At 61.2% G+C, this 17584-nt stretch carries 16 protein-coding genes, 1 tRNA gene and 1 pseudogene; 11 read left to right on the plus strand and 7 right to left on the minus strand.

The window, feature by feature from the left end:
* Positions 1–213: 213 nt before the first annotated feature.
* Positions 214–1272 (plus strand): quinolinate synthase NadA, encoded by a 1059-nt coding sequence (gene nadA / locus SM130_RS07090; RefSeq protein WP_102823417.1) that lies wholly within the window; start codon positions 214–216, stop codon positions 1270–1272.
* Positions 1273–1313: 41 nt separating this feature from the next.
* On the opposite strand, the gene SM130_RS07095 is transcribed toward nadA, so the two are convergent.
* Positions 1314–2744, minus strand: a complete 1431-nt coding sequence (locus tag SM130_RS07095; protein ID WP_102823418.1) for a M48 family metalloprotease — start codon at positions 2742–2744, stop codon at positions 1314–1316.
* A 111-nt stretch (positions 2745–2855) separates the two neighbouring features.
* On the opposite strand from SM130_RS07095, the gene SM130_RS07100 reads away from it, so the two are divergent.
* Both SM130_RS07100 and SM130_RS07105 read left to right on the plus strand, forming a co-directional pair.
* Entirely contained in the window at positions 2856–3107 is a 252-nt protein-coding gene (locus tag SM130_RS07100; RefSeq protein ID WP_102823419.1) for a sulfurtransferase TusA family protein, read from the plus strand.
* 21 nt (positions 3108–3128) lie between these two features.
* The gene (locus tag SM130_RS07105; RefSeq protein WP_102823420.1) at positions 3129–4199 is read left to right on the plus strand and encodes an AI-2E family transporter; all 1071 of its coding nucleotides are present in this window, start codon (positions 3129–3131) and stop codon (positions 4197–4199) included.
* Between the two features lie 33 nt (positions 4200–4232).
* On the opposite strand, the gene SM130_RS07110 is transcribed toward SM130_RS07105, so the two are convergent.
* On the minus strand, positions 4233–4706 hold the full coding sequence (locus SM130_RS07110) for a peroxiredoxin (RefSeq protein ID WP_102823421.1): 474 nt from the start codon (positions 4704–4706) through the stop codon (positions 4233–4235).
* 17 nt (positions 4707–4723) lie between these two features.
* Positions 4724–5284 carry a glycine cleavage system protein R gene (locus SM130_RS07115; RefSeq protein WP_102823422.1) on the minus strand — a complete coding sequence of 187 codons (561 nt, stop codon included), beginning with the start codon at positions 5282–5284 and terminating at the stop codon, positions 4724–4726.
* 215 nt (positions 5285–5499) lie between these two features.
* Here SM130_RS07115 and dapA point away from each other — a divergent pair, with 215 nt between their 5' ends.
* The 6 genes from dapA (at position 5500) to SM130_RS07145 (ending at position 11596) form a co-directional block, all read left to right on the plus strand.
* Positions 5500–6378 (plus strand): 4-hydroxy-tetrahydrodipicolinate synthase, encoded by an 879-nt coding sequence (gene dapA, locus SM130_RS07120; protein ID WP_102823423.1) that lies wholly within the window; start codon positions 5500–5502, stop codon positions 6376–6378.
* Positions 6379–6394: 16 nt separating this feature from the next.
* Positions 6395–7492: an outer membrane protein assembly factor BamC gene (gene bamC / locus SM130_RS07125; RefSeq protein ID WP_102823424.1), complete on the plus strand. Its 1098-nt coding sequence runs from the start codon at positions 6395–6397 to the stop codon at positions 7490–7492.
* A gap of 95 nt (positions 7493–7587) precedes the next feature.
* Complete coding sequence (locus tag SM130_RS07130; RefSeq protein WP_102823425.1) at positions 7588–8457, plus strand: phosphoribosylaminoimidazolesuccinocarboxamide synthase; 870 nt, start codon at positions 7588–7590, stop codon at positions 8455–8457.
* Between the two features lie 122 nt (positions 8458–8579).
* Positions 8580–8669 (plus strand) — tRNA-Ser (locus SM130_RS07135).
* A 179-nt stretch (positions 8670–8848) separates the two neighbouring features.
* Positions 8849–11215 (plus strand): DNA polymerase II, encoded by a 2367-nt coding sequence (locus SM130_RS07140; protein WP_102823426.1) that lies wholly within the window; start codon positions 8849–8851, stop codon positions 11213–11215.
* 72 nt (positions 11216–11287) lie between these two features.
* The gene (locus tag SM130_RS07145) at positions 11288–11596 is read left to right on the plus strand and encodes a hypothetical protein (RefSeq protein WP_102823427.1); all 309 of its coding nucleotides are present in this window, start codon (positions 11288–11290) and stop codon (positions 11594–11596) included.
* Between the two features lie 49 nt (positions 11597–11645).
* Here the strand turns inward: SM130_RS07145 and SM130_RS07150 are convergent, their stop codons facing one another.
* The 3 genes from SM130_RS07150 to SM130_RS07160 are packed head-to-tail and all read right to left on the minus strand — an operon-like array spanning position 11646 to position 14789.
* Positions 11646–11990: a YdbL family protein gene (locus tag SM130_RS07150; protein ID WP_102823428.1), complete on the minus strand. Its 345-nt coding sequence runs from the start codon at positions 11988–11990 to the stop codon at positions 11646–11648.
* An 8-nt stretch (positions 11991–11998) separates the two neighbouring features.
* Positions 11999–12190, minus strand: coding sequence for a YnbE family lipoprotein (locus SM130_RS07155; RefSeq protein WP_102823429.1), 192 nt, complete (start codon positions 12188–12190; stop codon positions 11999–12001).
* Between the two features lie 37 nt (positions 12191–12227).
* Positions 12228–14789, minus strand: a complete 2562-nt coding sequence (locus tag SM130_RS07160; protein ID WP_102823430.1) for a YdbH domain-containing protein — start codon at positions 14787–14789, stop codon at positions 12228–12230.
* Between the two features lie 545 nt (positions 14790–15334).
* On the opposite strand from SM130_RS07160, the gene SM130_RS07165 reads away from it, so the two are divergent.
* On the plus strand, positions 15335–15682 hold the full coding sequence (locus tag SM130_RS07165; protein WP_102823431.1) for a tetratricopeptide repeat protein: 348 nt from the start codon (positions 15335–15337) through the stop codon (positions 15680–15682).
* Between the two features lie 63 nt (positions 15683–15745).
* Positions 15746–17218, plus strand: a complete 1473-nt coding sequence (gene rmuC / locus SM130_RS07170) for a DNA recombination protein RmuC (protein ID WP_102823432.1) — start codon at positions 15746–15748, stop codon at positions 17216–17218.
* A gap of 9 nt (positions 17219–17227) precedes the next feature.
* Here the strand turns inward: rmuC and SM130_RS22320 are convergent.
* A pseudogene (locus SM130_RS22320) lies at positions 17228–17385 on the minus strand (MgtC/SapB family protein); the annotation flags it as partial.
* Positions 17386–17584: the final 199 nt, after the last annotated feature.

Here is a 17584-nt window from a genome sequence, read left to right on the forward strand (position 1 = left end):
GGTTTGCTTTTGCGGGGTGCAATGCCCTGCTTCGCTCGAATCCCGCCACGCTTTCCCTTTTGCAAAGGCTTCGGCTAGTATTCCTGCCCCGTTCAACGGCAGGAGGCGTGTCTGAATCCTGCACCTCCCGTCCCTACGACAAGCCCGAACAGGCTGGCTAACGCCGCTGGACTCGGCGCATCGTGCAATCCCGTGCTGGCAGGACCCGCGACCATGACGCAGATACCCGAACGCATACTTGTGCAGGCTCACCTGGCGGCCAAGCAGCCCAGGCCTCTGACGCATGAAGAGGAGGCGCAGTTGCGCAGCGAGATCGCTGTTGAATTGAAGCGCCAGAATGCAGTGTTGGTTGCTCATTACTACACCGATCCGGTGATTCAGGCATTAGCCGAGGAGACCGGCGGCTGCGTATCTGATTCCCTTGAGATGGCGCGTTTCGGCAATGAGCATCCAGCGCAGACGGTGCTGGTGGCTGGCGTCAAGTTCATGGGGGAGACGGCGAAGATCCTCAACCCGGAGAAGCGCGTGCTGATGCCCACGCTTGAGGCTACCTGTTCGCTTGATCTGGGTTGCCCGGTCGAGGAATTCTCGGCGTTCTGCGATCAGCATCCTGAACGCACTGTGGTGGTCTACGCCAATACCTCGGCCGCAGTTAAGGCGCGCGCTGATTGGGTGGTGACATCCAGTTGCGCACTGGAGATTGTCGAAAGCCTGATGGATAACGGTGAGAAGATCATCTGGGCCCCGGACAAACATCTGGGCAATTACGTGCAGCGTGAAACCGGCGCGGACATCCTGCTTTGGGATGGCGCCTGCATCGTTCATGAGGAGTTCAAGGCCAAGCAGTTGGCCGACATGAAGGCGCTGTACCCTGATGCGGCGATCCTCGTGCACCCTGAGTCCCCTCAAGCTGTGGTCGAGCTCGCCGATGCGGTAGGTTCTACCAGTCAGCTGATCAAGGCGGCACAAACGCTGCCGCAGCAGACGCTTATCGTCGCAACGGACCGCGGCATCTTCTACAAGATGCAGCAGCTATGTCCCGAGAAGACCTTCATTGAGGCACCGACTGCCGGGCAGGGCGCGAGCTGCCGTAGCTGCGCGCATTGCCCATGGATGGCCATGAACACGCTTGAGCGAACCCTGGAATGCCTGCGTGCGGGGAGCAATGAAATCTTCGTCGATCCGGCGCTCATTCCGCGTGCCGTCAAGCCGCTGAAGCGGATGCTCGATTTCACTCAGGCTGCGCGACTCAGGCAAGCCGGCAACGCCTGAGGTCGAATCAGCGCTGAGGGTGCCTCAGCGCCTTGGCCTAATCAGCGCAGCATTTCCTCGACCATGCGTTTTTCGTCCATTAGCTGCTTCTGCCGTGCGTCTATCCGTGCAGAAATCTGGAAATTGCTGGCGCGGCGTTTGGCGAGGTTGAGCTGCTCGATGCCCTGGTCGTAATCACCAACCAGCGCGAAGTATTCGGCACGCGCCTGGTGCAGGCCGACGATATTGCCACTCAGTCCGCGGACTTCCGCGACCTGGTACCAGATATCAGGGTCTCGACGGCGCTGTTCTGCAAGTTTGTCCAGCTCACGTTCGGCTTGCTGCGTTTCGCCCTGTTCCATCAATAGATCAATGTGCATCTGGCGCACTGGATAGTTACCCGGGTACAGCTGCAGCAGCCGCTGTACGCGCGTCTGTGCCTGCTGAAGGCGATTGGAGGTAATGTCCAGTTCGATCTGGGCGAGGTTGTAAGTGAGGTCGTCCGGCGCCTTGGCTAGTAGGGGGGCGAGGCTGCTACTCGCGTCTGCGAGCTGGCCTGCCTTGATCTGGGCCAGCGCCAGGCCATAGCGGGCTGCGTCCATCTCCGGGTTTTCATTGAGCATCGCGCGGAAACGTTTCGCTCCAACGCCGGGGGTGCTTTCAAACTTGAGTTGCGTGCGGGCACGCATCAACTGGTAACGCAGGCTGTCCTGAGCGCCGCCCTGCGGATATTGCTCCGCCCGATTGGTGGTATCGGCAATGCGCGACTCGCTGACCGGGTGGGTCAAGAGAAACTCCGGCGGCTTTTGATCGTAACGATACTGGCGCATGAGGCGGCCGAACATTGACGGCATCGCGCGTGGGTCGTAACCGGCCCGCTCTAGGTTGACGATGCCGATGCGGTCCGCTTCCTGTTCATTCTGCCGGGAGAAACGGCGCTGTGCCTGAATCGCAGCGGCCTGCGTGGACACGATAGCGGCGATACCGGCATCGCCTGCGCCTGCTGCCGCGGCGACGACGCCGGCCAGCATGGCTGCCATCAGCGGCAGCTGCATGCGCTGCTGCGCTTCAAGGCCGCGGGCGAAATGACGTTGTGAAAGGTGCGCCAGTTCGTGAGCCATCACCGAGGCGTACTCGGCCTCGGTCTGGGCGTGGATAAACAGGCCGCCATTGACCCCGATGATGCCTCCCGGTGCGGCAAAGGCGTTCAGTTGGGGGCTGTCCAGCAGTACGAACTCCAAGCGGCGGTCTTGCAGCTGACTGGTCTCGGCCAGGCGATAAACGCTGTTTTCGACGTAGTCCTTGAGCTGCGGATCGGAAAGCTGCCTGACCTGGCCACGGAGCAGGCTGAGCCAGGCGCGCCCGAGTTGATGTTCCTGTTCCGGTGAAACGATGCCTGAACTGGCATCGCCGAGCGATGGCAGGTCGTTGGCCAACACCGGTTGGACAAGCAGGCAGGTGAGCGTGAGCAGGGCAGGGCGCAGCAGTTTCATCCAGACAGGCTCGTTGAAGTGAGAACGGCTACTGTAGCCTTGACCTTGGCCGGCTGGCCAGAGCCCTGGTGTGCTAGGTATGCTGCGAGGCTTTTCTGTGGAGGGCGAACCATGACTGACGAACAATCGCAGTCGCTCGTATTCGATGCCGAAGTGGATGCTGTAGGCCTCGACTGTCCGATGCCGCTGCTCAAGGCCAAGCTGGAGTTGAACCGCTTGGCTAGTGGTGCGGTGCTCAAGGTCATCGCCAGCGATCCCGGTTCGCAGCGAGATTTTCGCAGTTTTGCCAAGCTGGCCGGCCATGCGTTGCTGCGTGAGGAGGCCGAGGATGGTCTTTATCGCTACTGGCTGCGCAAGGCCTGACGATTCGCTTCGAGGAAATACATGATCAAGGTACTACGCGGTTGGATGCAGCGTTACTTCTCCGATGAGGAGGCGGTTGTTCTCGCGGTTCTGCTGTTCCTTGCCTTTGCGGCCGTGTTGACGCTCGGCAAGATGCTCGCGCCGGTGTTGGCCGGGCTGGTGCTAGCCTTCCTGATGCAGGGGCTGGTCGGTGCGCTGCAGCGCCTGCGTGTGCCGCACCTTCTGGCGGTCTGGCTGGTGTTCCTGATGTTCATCGGGGTCATGGTGGTGTGCACGCTATTCATCGTGCCACTGCTGTGGCAGCAACTGTTGACCTTGTTCAATGAGCTGCCGCGCATGCTGGTCGAATGGCAGTCTCTGCTGTTGCTGCTGCCAGAGCGCTATCCGCAGTTGGTAACCGAAGAGCAGGTGCTACGCGGCATCGATTTCATGCGCGGCGAGATCGGTCGTTATGGCCAAGTGGTGCTGACCTCCTCGCTGTCCAGCCTGCCATTGCTGATCGGGTTGATGATCTACCTGGTACTGGTCCCGATCCTGGTGTTCTTCTTCCTGAAGGACAGCGAGCAGATCAGCGGCTGGATCAAGGGCTACCTGCCACGCGAGCGTGGCTTGATCACCCAGGTTTCCCAGGAAATGAACCTGCAGATCGCCAATTACATCCGTGGCAAGGTGATCGAGATACTGATCGTGGCCGTCGTGTCCTACGCGGTCTTTGCTGCTCTGGGGCTCAACTACGCGGCGCTGATGGCGATGCTGGTGGGGATATCGGTCGTGGTGCCCTATATCGGCGCGACTGTTGTCACCATCCCTATCGCGCTGATTGGGATATTCCAGTGGGGGCTGGGCGACCAGTTCTTCTACTTGATGGTGGCGTACGCAATCATCCAGACGCTGGACGGTAACGTGCTGGTGCCGCTGCTGTTCTCCGAGGCGGTGAACCTGCACCCGGTCGCGATCATTTGCGCGGTTCTGTTGTTCGGCGGTCTCTGGGGCTTCTGGGGCGTGTTCTTCGCTATCCCATTGGCGACCCTGTTCAAGGCTGTTCTCTACGCCTGGCCACGCGAGCCTGCGGTGGTTACTCCCAGCGAATGAGCTAAGCGAGGGGCTGGCTGAGCCAGCCCTTTTTTATGCTTCGTTCAATGCCTGTGCTGCTTGAAGCACCGCTTCCACATGGCCTGGCACTTTCACGCCACGCCATTCCCGACGCAACACGCCGTTGCGGTCGATGAGGAAGGTGCTGCGGTCCACGCCGAGATACTCCTTGCCGTAGAGCTTCTTCTGCTTGATCACGTCGAACAGCTGGCACAGCTGCTCGTCCTTGTCGCTGACCAGCTCGAACGGGAAGCCTTGCTTGGTGCGGAAGTTCTCGTGAGTTTTCAGGCTGTCGCGCGAGACGCCGAAAATCAGCGTGTTGGCGGCCAGGAAGGCTGGGTGATGATCGCGAAAGCCTTGTCCTTCGGTCGTACAACCTGGCGTGTTGTCTTTCGGATAGAAGTACAGCACGACTTGCCTGCCATCCAGCGATGCGAGATCGATCAATTGGCTGCTGGTGGCCTGGACTTGGAAGGGCGGAACGGGGTGATCGATTTCAACGGCCATATTGGCTCCTGTTTCGGCTATGGGTTCTGCGGACGCCATGGCTCGATCAGCGCATCGAGATTGAGTGCGTCGGCGAAATCCAGGAACTGGTCGCGCAGCCAGCTGATCTGCGTGCCGGCCGGCAGCGTGACGGTTAGCGTGGCGTTGAGCATGGTCCCGCCAGTTTGCGGTGCCTGATAGGTATCGCAAGTCAGGCTCTCCAGCTCGACGAGGTGGTCGATGAAGAACTGACACAGTTCATTGAGGATGTCGGGACGAAAGGCGGCGCTCACATAAGCCACGTACGGCAGCGCTTGCGGCCGGATTTCCAACGCTTCGCTGCGTACGACGTTGGCGGTGAAGGCGTGCTTCTTCGCCAAGCCTGGCAGGGTGGTCTCCATCCGGGCCAGCGCGTCCCAGCTGCCAGTGACTTCCAGAACCAGCGCACTGCATTCACCGTGACGGGTCAGTCGCGTGCTGACGACAGCGCAGCGGTTCTCGTTGGCGGCCCGGCAGAGCACATTGGTCAGCTCCATTGGGTTGGCGCCGAGAGCGCTGATGACGAGAAATTGTTCGCGGGGTAGAGGGGGGGTGGACATGCAGCATTCCTGGCGGTGGTGAATCGGTCGGCCAGCCAAGCCGAAAACGGCTAAGGGTAGCGAAAAGTGAGGGCGGAGGGAATGCGCGCTGCCCGATGGAGGCCTTTTCGGGTGGCGTCGATATGCTTCGTGCGGCGTGCTTCACGCTACTCGCAAAGCGCTGGGGAGCCTTGTACCATTACGCCTCTTTTTATCTATCCGGCAGGAGTGGTTGCATGATTGCGGGCAGTATGGTGGCGCTGGTCACGCCCATGGATGCGCAAGGCGGTCTGGACTGGGACAGCCTGAGCAAACTGGTGGACTTCCATTTGCAGGAAGGCACCAATGCAATCGTTGCTGTCGGAACTACGGGTGAGTCGGCCACGCTGAGCGTCGCCGAGCACATCGAGGTGATCCGGCGCGTTGTCGATCAGGTCAACGGCCGTATCCCGGTCATCGCCGGAACGGGTGCCAACTCTACCAGTGAAGCCGTCGAGCTGACCGAAAACGCCAAGACTGCCGGTGCGGATGCCTGCCTGCTGGTGACCCCGTACTACAACAAGCCGACCCAGGAAGGCCTGTACCTGCACTTCAAGCATATCGCTGAAGCCGTGGCGATTCCGCAGATCCTCTACAACGTGCCCGGTCGTACTGTGTGCGACATGCTGCCGGATACGGTCGAGCGACTGGCCAAGATAGCCAACATCATCGGTATCAAAGAGGCCACGGGCGACCTCAAGCGCGGCCAGGAAGTGCTGGATCGCGTCAGCAAGGATTTCCTCGTCTATTCGGGCGATGACCCCACCGCTGTCGAGTTGATGCTGATGGGCGGCAAGGGCAACATTTCGGTCACGGCGAACGTGGCGCCGCGCGCCATGAGCGACCTCTGCGCTTCGGCGATGGCAGGCGATGCCGCCACTGCCCGTGCGATCAACGAGCGTTTGATGCCGCTGCATCGCGCTCTGTTCCTGGAAGCCAACCCGATCCCGGTCAAGTGGGCATTGCACGAGATGGGCCTGATGGGCAATGGCATCCGTCTGCCACTGACCTGGCTTAGCCAGAGCTTCCAGGAACCGCTGCGCCAGGCGATGCGCCAAACCGGCGTGCTGGCTTAACAACAAAGGAATACGCATGAAGCGACTGGCCGGATTCTCGACCCTTGCCCTGATGATCTCTGCAACCAGTGGCTGCGGCTGGCTGTGGGGCGACGATGGATATTTCCGCGACCGCGGCAGCGACTACCTTTCGGCCCGCCAGACTGCTCCGATGCAGGTTGCCGTGGATGGTGAGGTCCGCCCGCTCGATCCGCTGCTGCCGGTCCCTCGTCAGGTTGCCGACAGCAGCCATGCTGGCAAGTACGAAGTGCCGCGTCCCCAGCGCTTGCAGGTTGCTGCGGATATCAGTGATTTCAGCGTGCAGTCCTCCGCTGATTCCCGTTGGCTGGTAGCGCAATACGCACCCGCTCAGGTGTGGATCGCCGCGCGGCAGTTCTTCACCGATAAGGGCTTCAGCATCGCTGACGAGCGCCGCCAGACCGGCGAGTTCGCCACGGCCTGGCAGGCCGCCGCGGGGCTGGACGAAGCGTTGGTGCGTAACCTGGGCATTCAGGATGGCGAAACACGCGTGCGAGTTCGCGTCGAGCCCGGCGTGCAGCGCAACACCAGCGAGATCTTCGTGGTTAGCGTCAAGCGTCCTGCCGGCAGCACTGCCGATGTGGCGTGGCCTGAAACCTCAAGCAACAAGGAGCTCGATCGGGTGCTGCTCGATGAGCTGCAGGCGAGCCTGAACCGCAGTGCCCGCCAGGGTGGCTCCGTATCGCTGCTGGCCGAGCGCGACTTCGACGCACCAAGCCGCGTTAACCTGACCCAGGACGGTAGCGGCAATCCGCTGCTGCAGCTCGACAGCGATTTCGACCGAGCCTGGTCGAGCATCGGTCGTGCGCTCCAGGCGGCAGACGTGCGGGTCGACGACCTGGACCGCAGCCTGGGTGTTTACTACGTGAATTTGAGCGAGCGGGCCAACGATCCAGACGACAAGCCCGGTTTCTTCAGTCGCCTGTTTGGCGGCGCGGACAAAGACGACATCGAGGCGCGGGCCGAGCGCTATCAGGTGCGCCTGACACGTGCCGGTAATGGCGTCCAGGTAACCCTGGACAAGAGCATCGACACCGTCGCGCCAGCTGACGTAGCTCGCCGAGTGCTCGGTCTGATCAAGGACAACCTGGGCTGAGCGAAAGCCGCCCTGCAACACGACACGGATAGGCGAAACCTCAAGGTTTCGCCTGTTTCGTTTCTGCCGACCTGCCAACCCGCGGAAGTTTTCGTATGACCACTCCCACCGCCCTCAGCCTGAAGAAGATCTATTCGGGCAAGGTACGTGATCTCTACGAGATCGACGATAAACGCATGCTCATGGTCGCCACCGATCGCCTTTCGGCCTTCGACGTGATTCTTGCTGAGCCGATTCCGGAGAAGGGCAAGATCCTCACCGCCATCTCCAACTTCTGGTTCGACAAGCTTGCGGGCTTGATCCCCAATCACTTCACTGGCGACAAGGTCGAAGATGTGGTGCCGGCTGCCGAGTTGCCGCTGGTGGAAGGGCGTGCCGTAGTGGCCAAGCGTCTCAAACCGGTAGCGGTGGAGGCGATTGTGCGTGGCTACATCGTCGGCTCCGGCTGGAAGGAATACCAAAAGAGCGGCACGGTTTGCGGCATCCAGCTCCCGGCCGGTTTGAAGGAAGCTGCCAAGCTGCCGCAGCCGATCTTCACACCTTCGACCAAGGCTGCCGTGGGCGACCACGACGAGAACATCTCGTTCGAGCAGTGCGAAGCGATCATCGGCAAGGAGCTCGCTGCTCAGGTGCGCGACGTATCCATCGCCCTGTACAGCGCTGCGGTCGAATACGCGGCCACGCGGGGCATCATCATCGCCGACACCAAATTCGAATTCGGTCTGGATGAAGATGGCACACTGACGCTGATGGACGAAGTGCTGACGCCCGACTCCAGCCGCTTCTGGCCGGCCGACAGCTACGAAGAAGGTAAGAACCCGCCGAGCTTCGACAAGCAGTTCGTCCGCGATTGGCTGGAATCCACCGGCTGGAACAAGCAGCCGCCGGCGCCAGCCGTTCCGGCAGACGTCGCGCAGAAGACTGCGGACAAGTACCGCGAAGCGCTTACCCGACTGACAGCCTGATCGGGACAAGTGAACGGACTCGCCAGTGCCTGTCACGGTAAGCGCAAGAGATTGAAAACGGATAAAAATCTGTGCAGTTGGGGTTCGACAAACTCAATCCAGCTGCTATGATGCGCGCCGCTGGAGAGATGCCGGAGTGGCCGAACGGGACGGATTCGAAATCCGTTGTACCCTCGCGGGTACCTAGGGTTCAAATCCCTATCTCTCCGCCATTACATAAAGCCTAAACCCTCGAACTCGCCAGAGTTCGGGGGTTTTTGCTTTTAGGTGCCGCCAATTGCTCTGCAATGGGCTGGCTTGTCCCAGGTCTATGCTCGACGAGCGTCCGCGAACTACCTGCAGACGGCACAGGGACCATTGCATTGCGCGAAGCAAAGCGAAGAGGAGGGTGATGTCGCAGGAACAGCGGGGCTTCATCCTGACCCGGCACTGGCGCGATACGCCAGACGGCACCGAGGTCAGTTTCTGGCTTGCTACTGATGAAGGGGCACGGCTGGTGCGTGTGCCGCATCAGCATTCGGTTGCGTTCATTCCCGAGGAGCAGCGCGCGCTCGCAGAGTCGCTCTTGCGTCGCGAGCGTGACGCCGAGCTGCGGCCGCTGACACTATGCGACTTCCGCCATCGGCCGGTGATGGGGTTGTATTGCCGGTCATACCGACGCTTGCTGGATTGTGCTCGGTTGCTGCGTGAGGCTGGGATTGATGTCTACGAGTCTGATATCCGTCCGCCCGAACGCTATTTGATGGAGCGGTTCATCACCGCGCCGGTGTCGTTCACGGACACGCCTGTTGGTGGCGGCGCTCCGATCAATGCTCCACTCAAGCCGGCGCCGGACTACCGCCCGGCGCTCAGACTGGTCTCGCTGGATATCGAAACCACATCCCGTGGCGATCTCTATTCCATTGCCCTGGAGGGCTGCGGTCAGCGCCAGGTCTATATGCTCGGACCGGAAAACAGCCAGGGCAGCGCCGTCGATTTTTCGCTGGAATACTGCGAAACCCGAAGCCAGTTACTCGAACGGCTGAACGCCTGGTTCGCCGAGCACGATCCCGACGCCGTGATTGGCTGGAATCTGGTGCAGTTCGATCTGCGCGTGTTGCACGAGCATTCTCAGCGGCTGCAGGTCCCATTGCGCCTGGGTCGGGGTGGCGAAGAGGTGGAATGGCGCGAGCATGGCGGGCGCGGCAATCACTTTTTCGCCGCAGCAGCGGGGCGGTTGATCATTGATGGCATCGAGGCGCTGCGCTCAGCGACCTGGAGTTTTTCCTCGTTCAGTCTGGAGAACGTCGCGCAAACACTGTTGGGCGAAGGGAAAGCGATCGACAATCCCTATCAGCGAATGGCGGAAATCGATCGCATGTTCGCCGAGGACAAGCCGGCCCTGGCGCGTTACAACCTCAAGGATTGTGAGCTGGTAACACGCATTTTCGCCCACACGGAATTGCTGACGTTTCTTCTCGAGCGCGCCACCGTGACCGGCTTGGCCGCGGATCGCAGTGGCGGCTCAGTCGCTGCGTTCGAACACCTGTACATGCCGCTGATGCACCGCCAAGGCTTCGTGGCGCCTAATCTCGGTGAACGTCAGGCCGAAGCCAGCCCAGGCGGCTTCGTGATGAACTCGCAGCCGGGGTTGTACGAGTCCGTATTGGTGCTTGATTACAAGAGTCTCTATCCCTCGATCATTCGCACCTTTCTCATTGACCCGGTGGGGTTGATCGAGGGGCTGCGTCACCCGACCGACGAGGAGTCGATCCCCGGCTTTCGCGGGGCGCACTTCTCACGCACCCGGCACTGCCTGCCGGCAATCGTGGAGCGCGTCTGGGAAGGTCGCGAAACGGCGAAGCGTGAGCACAACAAGCCGTTGTCGCAGGCCCTGAAAATCATCATGAATGCGTTCTACGGGGTGCTTGGTTCTAGTGGCTGTCGCTTCTTCGATACGCGGTTGGCCTCGTCCATCACCCTGCGCGGCCACGAGATCATGCGGCACACGCGGGAATTGATCGAGGCGCAGGGGCACGCGGTGATTTATGGCGATACCGATTCCACGTTCGTCTGGCTGCGCAAGGCGCATTCGGATGACGAGGCTGCGAGGATCGGCCAAGAGCTGGTGCGGCACATCAACGGCTGGTGGCGTAAACATCTGCAGACCGAGTTGGGCTTGGCCAGCGCATTGGAGCTGCAGTACGAAACCCATTTCCGGCGTTTTCTGATGCCGACCATTCGTGGCGCGGAGGAGGGCAGCAAGAAGCGCTATGCCGGCCTGGTCACGCGCCCGGACGGCAGTGACGGCATGGTTTTCAAGGGTCTGGAGACCGTACGCACGGACTGGTCACCCTTGGCGCAGCGCTTTCAGCAGGAGTTGTACCAACGCATCTTTCACCGCCAGCCGCACCAGGATTACGTCCGTGATTATGTGCGGCGCACGCTGGCCGGTGAGCTGGATGAGCTGCTGATCTATCGCAAGCGCCTGCGCCGGCGGCTCGATGACTACCAGCGCAACGTGCCGCCGCATGTGCGGGCAGCGCGCCTGGCGGATGACTACAACGACCGCCAGGGCCGGCCGCGGCAATACCAGAACGGCGGCTGGATCAGCTATCTGATCACGGTCGCAGGGCCCGAACCGTTGGAGACGCGGTCATCGCCCATCGACTATGACCATTATGTGTCGCGACAACTGCAGCCGGTGGCGGACGCGATACTGCCATTCGTGGGCGATAACTTCGCTTCGCTGGTCGATGGACAGCTCGGGTTGTTCTGACTTCGTCGGGCCGCGGCATCGATGTCGTGTCGGGTCGGTCGTATGTGGAGTGACCATCGACGGAGCTCCGACATGTATCTGATCCAGCTGCTGCTACCGCTCTATGACAATGATCAGCAAGCGCTGCCGAAATCGCTGTTCGGCATGGTGAGCGATGAGCTCATCGAGCACTTCGGCGGCCTGACCACATATTCGCGAGCGCCGGCGAGTGGTTACTGGCTGGAGGACGGAGACAATGCCGTTCACGACGAATCGGTGGTCTACGAGGTCATGGTCGATGAGCTGGACAGGAGCTGGTGGGCCGATTACCGCGCCGAGCTGGAGCGCCGGTTTCGGCAGGAGATGCTGGTGATTCGGGCACATGCTCTGATGCTGCTGTAGGCACTGTCGCCAACAGCTATGGCCGGCGGGCCCGGCCATCGGTGTTTAGTTACTTGCGGATCCAGTTACCGTTGAGCTGGATGATCTGTCCCGGTGGTGTTTTCTCGATGGCCTTCTTGCCTGCAATGGCTTCCACGTCGCTGACGCTGATGCCGTTCTGCTTGGCAACACGGTGGTATTCCGCGCGGCGCGCCTGGTTGATCTGGCTGGCGATGTCCTCGGCGTTCTGGCTGGAGCGAACCACTCCAAGGTAGCCGTCGGGCCTCTCGCCAAGCAGACCGCTGGCCTTGGCGTCGCCCAGGGCGGACATGGCTTCGTTGAGTGTCATGGCTGCTGCGGGCAGGGCCAGGGCGAGCGCGAACAGCAGGCTCGCCAATTTGAGATAGGTTTTCATCGTCGTCCTCAGAACAGTCCGCTGTCTTGGTTGATGATTGAGTCGAGCTGCTTGTCTACCCGGATGTAAATCTCGTGTTCGATCTTCACGTTCAGGTTGATGTTGATCGGCTCGTTCGGCACGGCCAGTTCCACCCTCGGCGTACAGGCGCTGGCAAACAGGGCCAGCAACAGAATGATCAGCGATTGGCGCAACCGCATGGCGGTCTCTCCTGTGTCGGCTTGCGGTTGCATGGCCTCAGCGAAGCCGTTCCTGCACCCGCCGTTGAATGGTTTCGCTTACCCGGTCGCTCAGCTGCAAGCTGGTTAGTAGCGCCGGAATGTCCTCTTCAAGGTTGATAGAGAAGTTGATAGGTCTACCGCCTTCCAAAGCCGGGTTGCGGCCATTCAGACGTAGCCCGAGGTTCAGCTTGCCGCTCTCATCATAGCGGACGTCGCTGCTCAGCAGATCATAATGAAAATCGTGCAAGGCCTCGCTGACGATTCGCATGGCTGGGTTCGCCTGGGCGAGGGCTTCGATCTTCGGTGAGCGAAAGCGCAGTACGCCACCCGGTGCGCGTGCTGCGAGCTGCCCCTGATCCACGCTTAGCCCCGTGGCGCTGCGATGGATTTCAAAGCTGCCGTCGATATGGCCGCTGCCACTGAGGCCTTCGGTTGGATAGGCTGCCAGCAACTCGCTTAGCTGCACGCCCTGCAGATGGGCGTTGAGCTGCTGTTGCGCTGCGGCCAGATCAAGGCTTGCCGGCTCCAGCGAGAACCGGCCGCCGAGGATTTGCGTTTCGGCAGTTTGCCAGCTCAGGCGCCCTTGTCCCGGTTGGTCGAGGCTGGCGTTGTAAGCACCACGCAGCAGGAGCGGGCCGAAGGTGAAGCCGGGATTGAGCTGCGCCAGGCGGAGTTCGGTGATGTCCATCTGCAAACGATTGTGCTGCAGGCTGCCGGCAAGGCGCGCATCGAGCCCGGATATCTCGGTGCGGTCGTAGATGCCCGCCAGGCCTCTTGCCTCAAGGGCGAGACTGGCCGATAGCACACCGCTGCCGGTCGGCAACGAAAACTTGCCATCGCCCAGCAGCCGCCCGCTGTTCAGCTCAAGCGCTGCCGGCCAGGCAGTGAAGCTGCGGGCGAATGGATTGCCGGCGCGCAGGAATATCTCTTGCAGCTTGCCGCTTACCTGCAACGAGCCATTCCAGGCGTTGTTCAGGCTGGTTGCCAGTGCCAGCCCGGCGTCATTGCTTAGCGGGCCGGTTGCATTCAATCGCGTTGCGTCGACATCCAGCTGGCTGCTCCAGCGCCAGCCTTGGCTGATCAGCTGCGGATGCTCCAGTGTGCCCAGGCGCAGCTCTACCGGGCCGCGTAGGCGCCATGTAATGGGTTCGGTCCCGCTGCGCTCGATTTGCAGGCTGAGCGGCTGCGGCAGCTCGGCACGTAACTGGCTGGCCGCAAACTCTGCGCTGGTCATTCGGGCGAGGGTTACACGCGATGTCTTATCGACCTGCAGAGCGATCCGCTCGAAGTCAGCTCGGCCCGAAAAGCTCAGTGCGGCCTCCAGTCCTTGCAGTGAAAGCGCATCCAGCTGCAGCTTGCTGCTGCGCAGTTGCAGGCGTGCTTGCTCGACATCCAATGTGTAAGGCGGCGCGGTGGCCAGCTGCACGCGCGCTTGCAGCGTTGCCGGGGTGCTGCCCTGGGATTCCAGGCGAAGCTGCAAGGGCAGCCGGCCTTGAGCCGTCTCGGCTTCCATCGGGACGATATCGAGATTCAGCAGAGTGGGGCGCAGGCTTTTCGGCAGTTCGGCAACCATCGTTGGTTCAGGGCGTAGTTTGAGGCTGGCTTTCAGTTCGGTGGGCAGCCACAGACCGTTCTGCCCATTGGCCGCCAGGTCGATCTCGCCTTGTAGCTCGCCAAGGCCGATGACGGGCCAGAAGGCGGGCAGATGAGCAGACAGGCGCAGATCGCCGGCGGCATCGCGCCAGTCGAAACCTGCGCCCGGTGCCTGCGGCAACGCCAGTGCCCAGCCTGCGCCCAGTCGCATGTCTGTCGGCATGTCCGGCAGCGTGGCAGGTTGGTAGCTTGTCCATTCCCCTAGCCATTCCAGCAACCAGGGCGCTTCCGGCAGGCTGCCCATCGACAGCGTGCCGTTCCACAGCAGTTCATTGGTACTGTCCAGCTGGTGGCGGGTTTCCAGGCGCGGTTGCCCATCGATCAGCAGCTTCGCTTCGATCAGGCTGTGAAGTTCATCGGAACGCTGCGCACTGATGGTCAGCGATAACTGGTGCTGGTTGCGTCGTAGATCCAGGCGGGCTTCAAGCGGCAGCAATGATTCGCCAGCATGTTGCAGCTGCAGTGCGCCCCGTTCGTCGCAACGGCCGTTGGCACAGGGGAGGTCCAGCTGCAGATCGTCTATGGTCAATCGCTGCGGTAGCCAGGCCGCCCACCGTTCATATTGTTCAAGGTCCGGTGCTGGAGAGTGGTCTTCGGGAGCGTCTGGCAGTGAAAGTAGTGTGAACTGGATTCGATCGATATGTAGGGATCGTGCTGGCAACGGTTTTGAAAGGCTGGGTATCCGCAAGGCAACGTTGTCAGCCTGTGCGGCCATGGCCAAGCCGTCCACAGTTCGCTGTTCGTAGTTCAAACGGCTAACGGTTATGCCTTGAGTCGAGACGCGCAGGTTTTCCCATTCGAGGCGCTCAATGCCCTGTTCCCGCTTGAACATATTCCACTGATACCAGGCGAAGCCGCCGGCAAGCGATGCAAGCCCCAGCAGTCCTAGCAACAGCCAGAGCAGGATTCTCGACGGTTTTGTCATGGCCACTTCCAGAAGGCGAGGGAGACAGCATAGCTGCAGAACAGACGTAGCGACCGTGCTCTGGCGTGGTGCAGGAAGCGACAGCGCGAGGCTTGAAAGGTTCACTCGAAGCCCGCGTAGGCCGTTGTGTCAAGGGCTTCTGAGCGACGTGCGCCGAACTTGTGCACATTTGTGCGGTGGCCCTGTCAAGGCCTTATGACAAACTGTCGCAAATCAATTGAATCCATAGAACGTTAATAACCAATTGAAAAATAAGCACTTTTTTCGTTGGCGAAAAAAGCGCCAGTTTAAGCGCAGCCCCCATGAGACGTGGCGTTCGACGATTTGTCTGCTGTTTGTCCACTGAGTTATCCACAGCTTCTGTGGATTAAAAACTGATGTGATCCGGATCTACTTTTTTCGTTTTTGACAAGACTTTAACTCTCAGAAAAAAGGAGTAGAGTGCGCGACCTTATCCATCCAGCCCCCTGATGTGCATGAGAACGCGTACCTCCGTTTCCGCCTCCTTTGCTACTTCCACTCCATCGGCACGTCTGCCGCTGCGTATGGCGCTGTGGTTGCTCGACAGCCAGCACCTGGGCACAAACCAGGGCGTCAAGCGCATCGCCGGCCGTCTGCTCAAGCAGCCTGCGCGCGAGGGCGTGGTAGAAGCACAGAGCCGCCTCGGCCGCTTGCTGTGCTGTGAGTGTGAAAGTCAGCGCGATCGCCGCATCGGTTTCGAACTGCTGCGTCAGGCGGCGCGTGCTGGTGATTGCCAGGCTCAGCTGGAACTTGGCCGCCGGTATGGCGAGCCGGATCATCCCGAGCCTGCCAAGGCGCGCCTCTGGCTCGAACAGGCCGCGGCGCAAGGCTCTCAGGAAGCGGTGCGCTTCCTCCAGCGGGTCAAGGCCTAAACGGCCCCGCACCCGTCTATCTGCGGGTCGCTATACTGCCCGGCAATTTCGCCGGAGCCCTTCATGTCCTTTGATCCTCTTCATCTATTGATCGGTTTGGCGCTCGGCGCAGTCGCCCTGGCCGTGCTTAGCGTCTATCTGCAGCGCCGCCTGTCTTGCGCCGAAGCCGAACAGGCAATGCTCGACGAGCGGCTCAGGCAAGCGGCGTTGGCTCAGCAAGGGCTGACCGCCCAGCTGGAAGGCTGCCGGATCGAACTCGCCGAATTGAATGGCATCAAGTCCGAGCAGCAGGCAGAGCTGGCCGCGCTGCGCCGCGAGACCGAGCTGCTGCGCACGCAGCGCGACGGCAACATGGAAACCATCGCTGATCTGCAAGCCGAGCGTGACGCCCAGATGGGAGAGTTGCGTCGATTGAGCGCAGCGCATGCAGCGCTCGAAGCCGAGCTGCGCGAACAGCACAGCGCGCATCAGCAGCGATTGACGGATCTGCAGGCGGCGCGGGATGACTTGCGCGCACAGTTCGCCGAGCTTGCCGGGAAGATCTTCGATGAGCGTGAGCAGCGTTTCAGCGAGTCCAGTCATGAGCGTCTGGGGCAGCTGCTCGATCCGCTGAAAGAACGTATCCAGTCGTTCGAGAAGCGTGTCGAGGAAAGCTACCAGAACGAGGCGCGTGAGCGGTTTTCCCTGGCCCGTGAACTGGAGCGGCTGCAACAGCTGAACCAGCGCCTGGGCGACGAGGCGACCAACCTCACCCGCGCGTTGCAGGGTCAGAAGACGCAGGGCAACTGGGGTGAGCTGGTGCTGGAAAAGGTGCTGGAGCACGCCGGGCTGGAAAAAGGCCGCGAGTATCATACGCAGGTCAGCCTGAAGAGCCCGGATGGTGAGCGTTTCCAGCCGGATGTACTGATACATCTGCCAGGTGACAAGCAGGTCGTGGTGGACGCCAAGGTAAGCCTGACCGCCTACCAGGCGCTGACCTGCGCCGAGGACGATAGCAGTCGGGCGCTGGCGCTCAAGCAGCATGTGCAATCGCTGCGCAGCCACCTCAAGGGCCTCTCGCTCAAGGATTATCAGCGCCTGGACGGGCTGCAGAGCCTCGACTTCGTGTTGCTGTTCGTCCCAATTGAAGCGGCTTTCGCCGCAGCGCTGCAGGCCGACCCCGATCTATTTCAGGAGGCATACGGCCGACACATCGTGATCGTCAGCCCGACCACCTTGCTCGCTACCCTGCGGGTCATCGACAGCCTGTGGCGGCAGGAACGGCAAAGCCAGAACGCACGGGAGATCGCCGAGAAGGCCGGCGGGCTGTACGACAAGTTCGTCGCTTTCATCCAGGACCTCGATGAAATCGGCAGCCGGTTGCAGCAGGTGGATCGCGCCTACCTTTCTGCGCGCAACAAGCTCAGCGATGGCCGCGGCAACCTGGTCGGTCGCGCTGAGCAGCTGAAGTCACTTGGCGCGCGGGCCAGCAAGCGGTTGCCGGGGGATTGGCTGGAGCGCGCCGGCGCTGAAGAACTCAGTGAAGCTGGCGACTAGGTAGCACTTTCAGCGCAGCAGCAGCACCGCTAGGCCCGTCAGCAAGCCGGCGAACATGACTGGCAAGGTGCGTAGCGCCAGCGCGCGCCCACCGATCAGGTGATCAGCAGCGCACTGACCAGGCTGTTGCTCAGGGCAGCGAAGACGATGCCGCGTATCGCGACCTCAGTCTGGTGGTTGCTGAAATCCGGGCGCTGGCCGCCCGCGGCCGCTCCAGATGCGTTCGATGCCGATCAGCAGTCCTGCTGCAAGCGCCGTGGCGAGGTTGAGAACAACTTGAGTGTCATCGTCCGCCCCGCTGGCGATTGCGCAAATGGCCATCAGCGTAGCCGGCCACTGACAGCAGCATTGCAAGGCGGGGCGGCC

It is taken from the genome of Stutzerimonas stutzeri, from assembly GCF_038561965.1.
GTDB classification, from domain to species: domain Bacteria; phylum Pseudomonadota; class Gammaproteobacteria; order Pseudomonadales; family Pseudomonadaceae; genus Stutzerimonas; species Stutzerimonas stutzeri_AA.

Excerpts from the sequence above, each read along its gene's own strand:
- SM130_RS07165 (WP_102823431.1), top strand. The coding sequence starts at position 15,335 with ATGGCGCTGTGGTTGCTCGACAGCCAGCACCTGGGCACAAACCAGGGC.
- bamC (WP_102823424.1), top strand. The coding sequence starts at position 6,395 with ATGAAGCGACTGGCCGGATTCTCGACCCTTGCCCTGATGATCTCTGCA.
- SM130_RS07130 (WP_102823425.1), top strand. The coding sequence starts at position 7,588 with ATGACCACTCCCACCGCCCTCAGCCTGAAGAAGATCTATTCGGGCAAG.
- rmuC (WP_102823432.1), top strand. The coding sequence starts at position 15,746 with ATGTCCTTTGATCCTCTTCATCTATTGATCGGTTTGGCGCTCGGCGCA.
- SM130_RS07115 (WP_102823422.1), bottom strand. The coding sequence starts at position 5,284 with ATGTCCACCCCCCCTCTACCCCGCGAACAATTTCTCGTCATCAGCGCT.
- dapA (WP_102823423.1), top strand. The coding sequence starts at position 5,500 with ATGATTGCGGGCAGTATGGTGGCGCTGGTCACGCCCATGGATGCGCAA.
- SM130_RS07140 (WP_102823426.1), top strand. The coding sequence starts at position 8,849 with ATGTCGCAGGAACAGCGGGGCTTCATCCTGACCCGGCACTGGCGCGAT.
- SM130_RS07105 (WP_102823420.1), top strand. The coding sequence starts at position 3,129 with ATGATCAAGGTACTACGCGGTTGGATGCAGCGTTACTTCTCCGATGAG.
- SM130_RS07100 (WP_102823419.1), top strand. The coding sequence starts at position 2,856 with ATGACTGACGAACAATCGCAGTCGCTCGTATTCGATGCCGAAGTGGAT.
- SM130_RS07160 (WP_102823430.1), bottom strand. The coding sequence starts at position 14,789 with ATGACAAAACCGTCGAGAATCCTGCTCTGGCTGTTGCTAGGACTGCTG.
- SM130_RS07145 (WP_102823427.1), top strand. The coding sequence starts at position 11,288 with ATGTATCTGATCCAGCTGCTGCTACCGCTCTATGACAATGATCAGCAA.
- SM130_RS07095 (WP_102823418.1), bottom strand. The coding sequence starts at position 2,744 with ATGAAACTGCTGCGCCCTGCCCTGCTCACGCTCACCTGCCTGCTTGTC.
- nadA (WP_102823417.1), top strand. The coding sequence starts at position 214 with ATGACGCAGATACCCGAACGCATACTTGTGCAGGCTCACCTGGCGGCC.
- SM130_RS07110 (WP_102823421.1), bottom strand. The coding sequence starts at position 4,706 with ATGGCCGTTGAAATCGATCACCCCGTTCCGCCCTTCCAAGTCCAGGCC.
- SM130_RS07155 (WP_102823429.1), bottom strand. The coding sequence starts at position 12,190 with ATGCGGTTGCGCCAATCGCTGATCATTCTGTTGCTGGCCCTGTTTGCC.
- SM130_RS07150 (WP_102823428.1), bottom strand. The coding sequence starts at position 11,990 with ATGAAAACCTATCTCAAATTGGCGAGCCTGCTGTTCGCGCTCGCCCTG.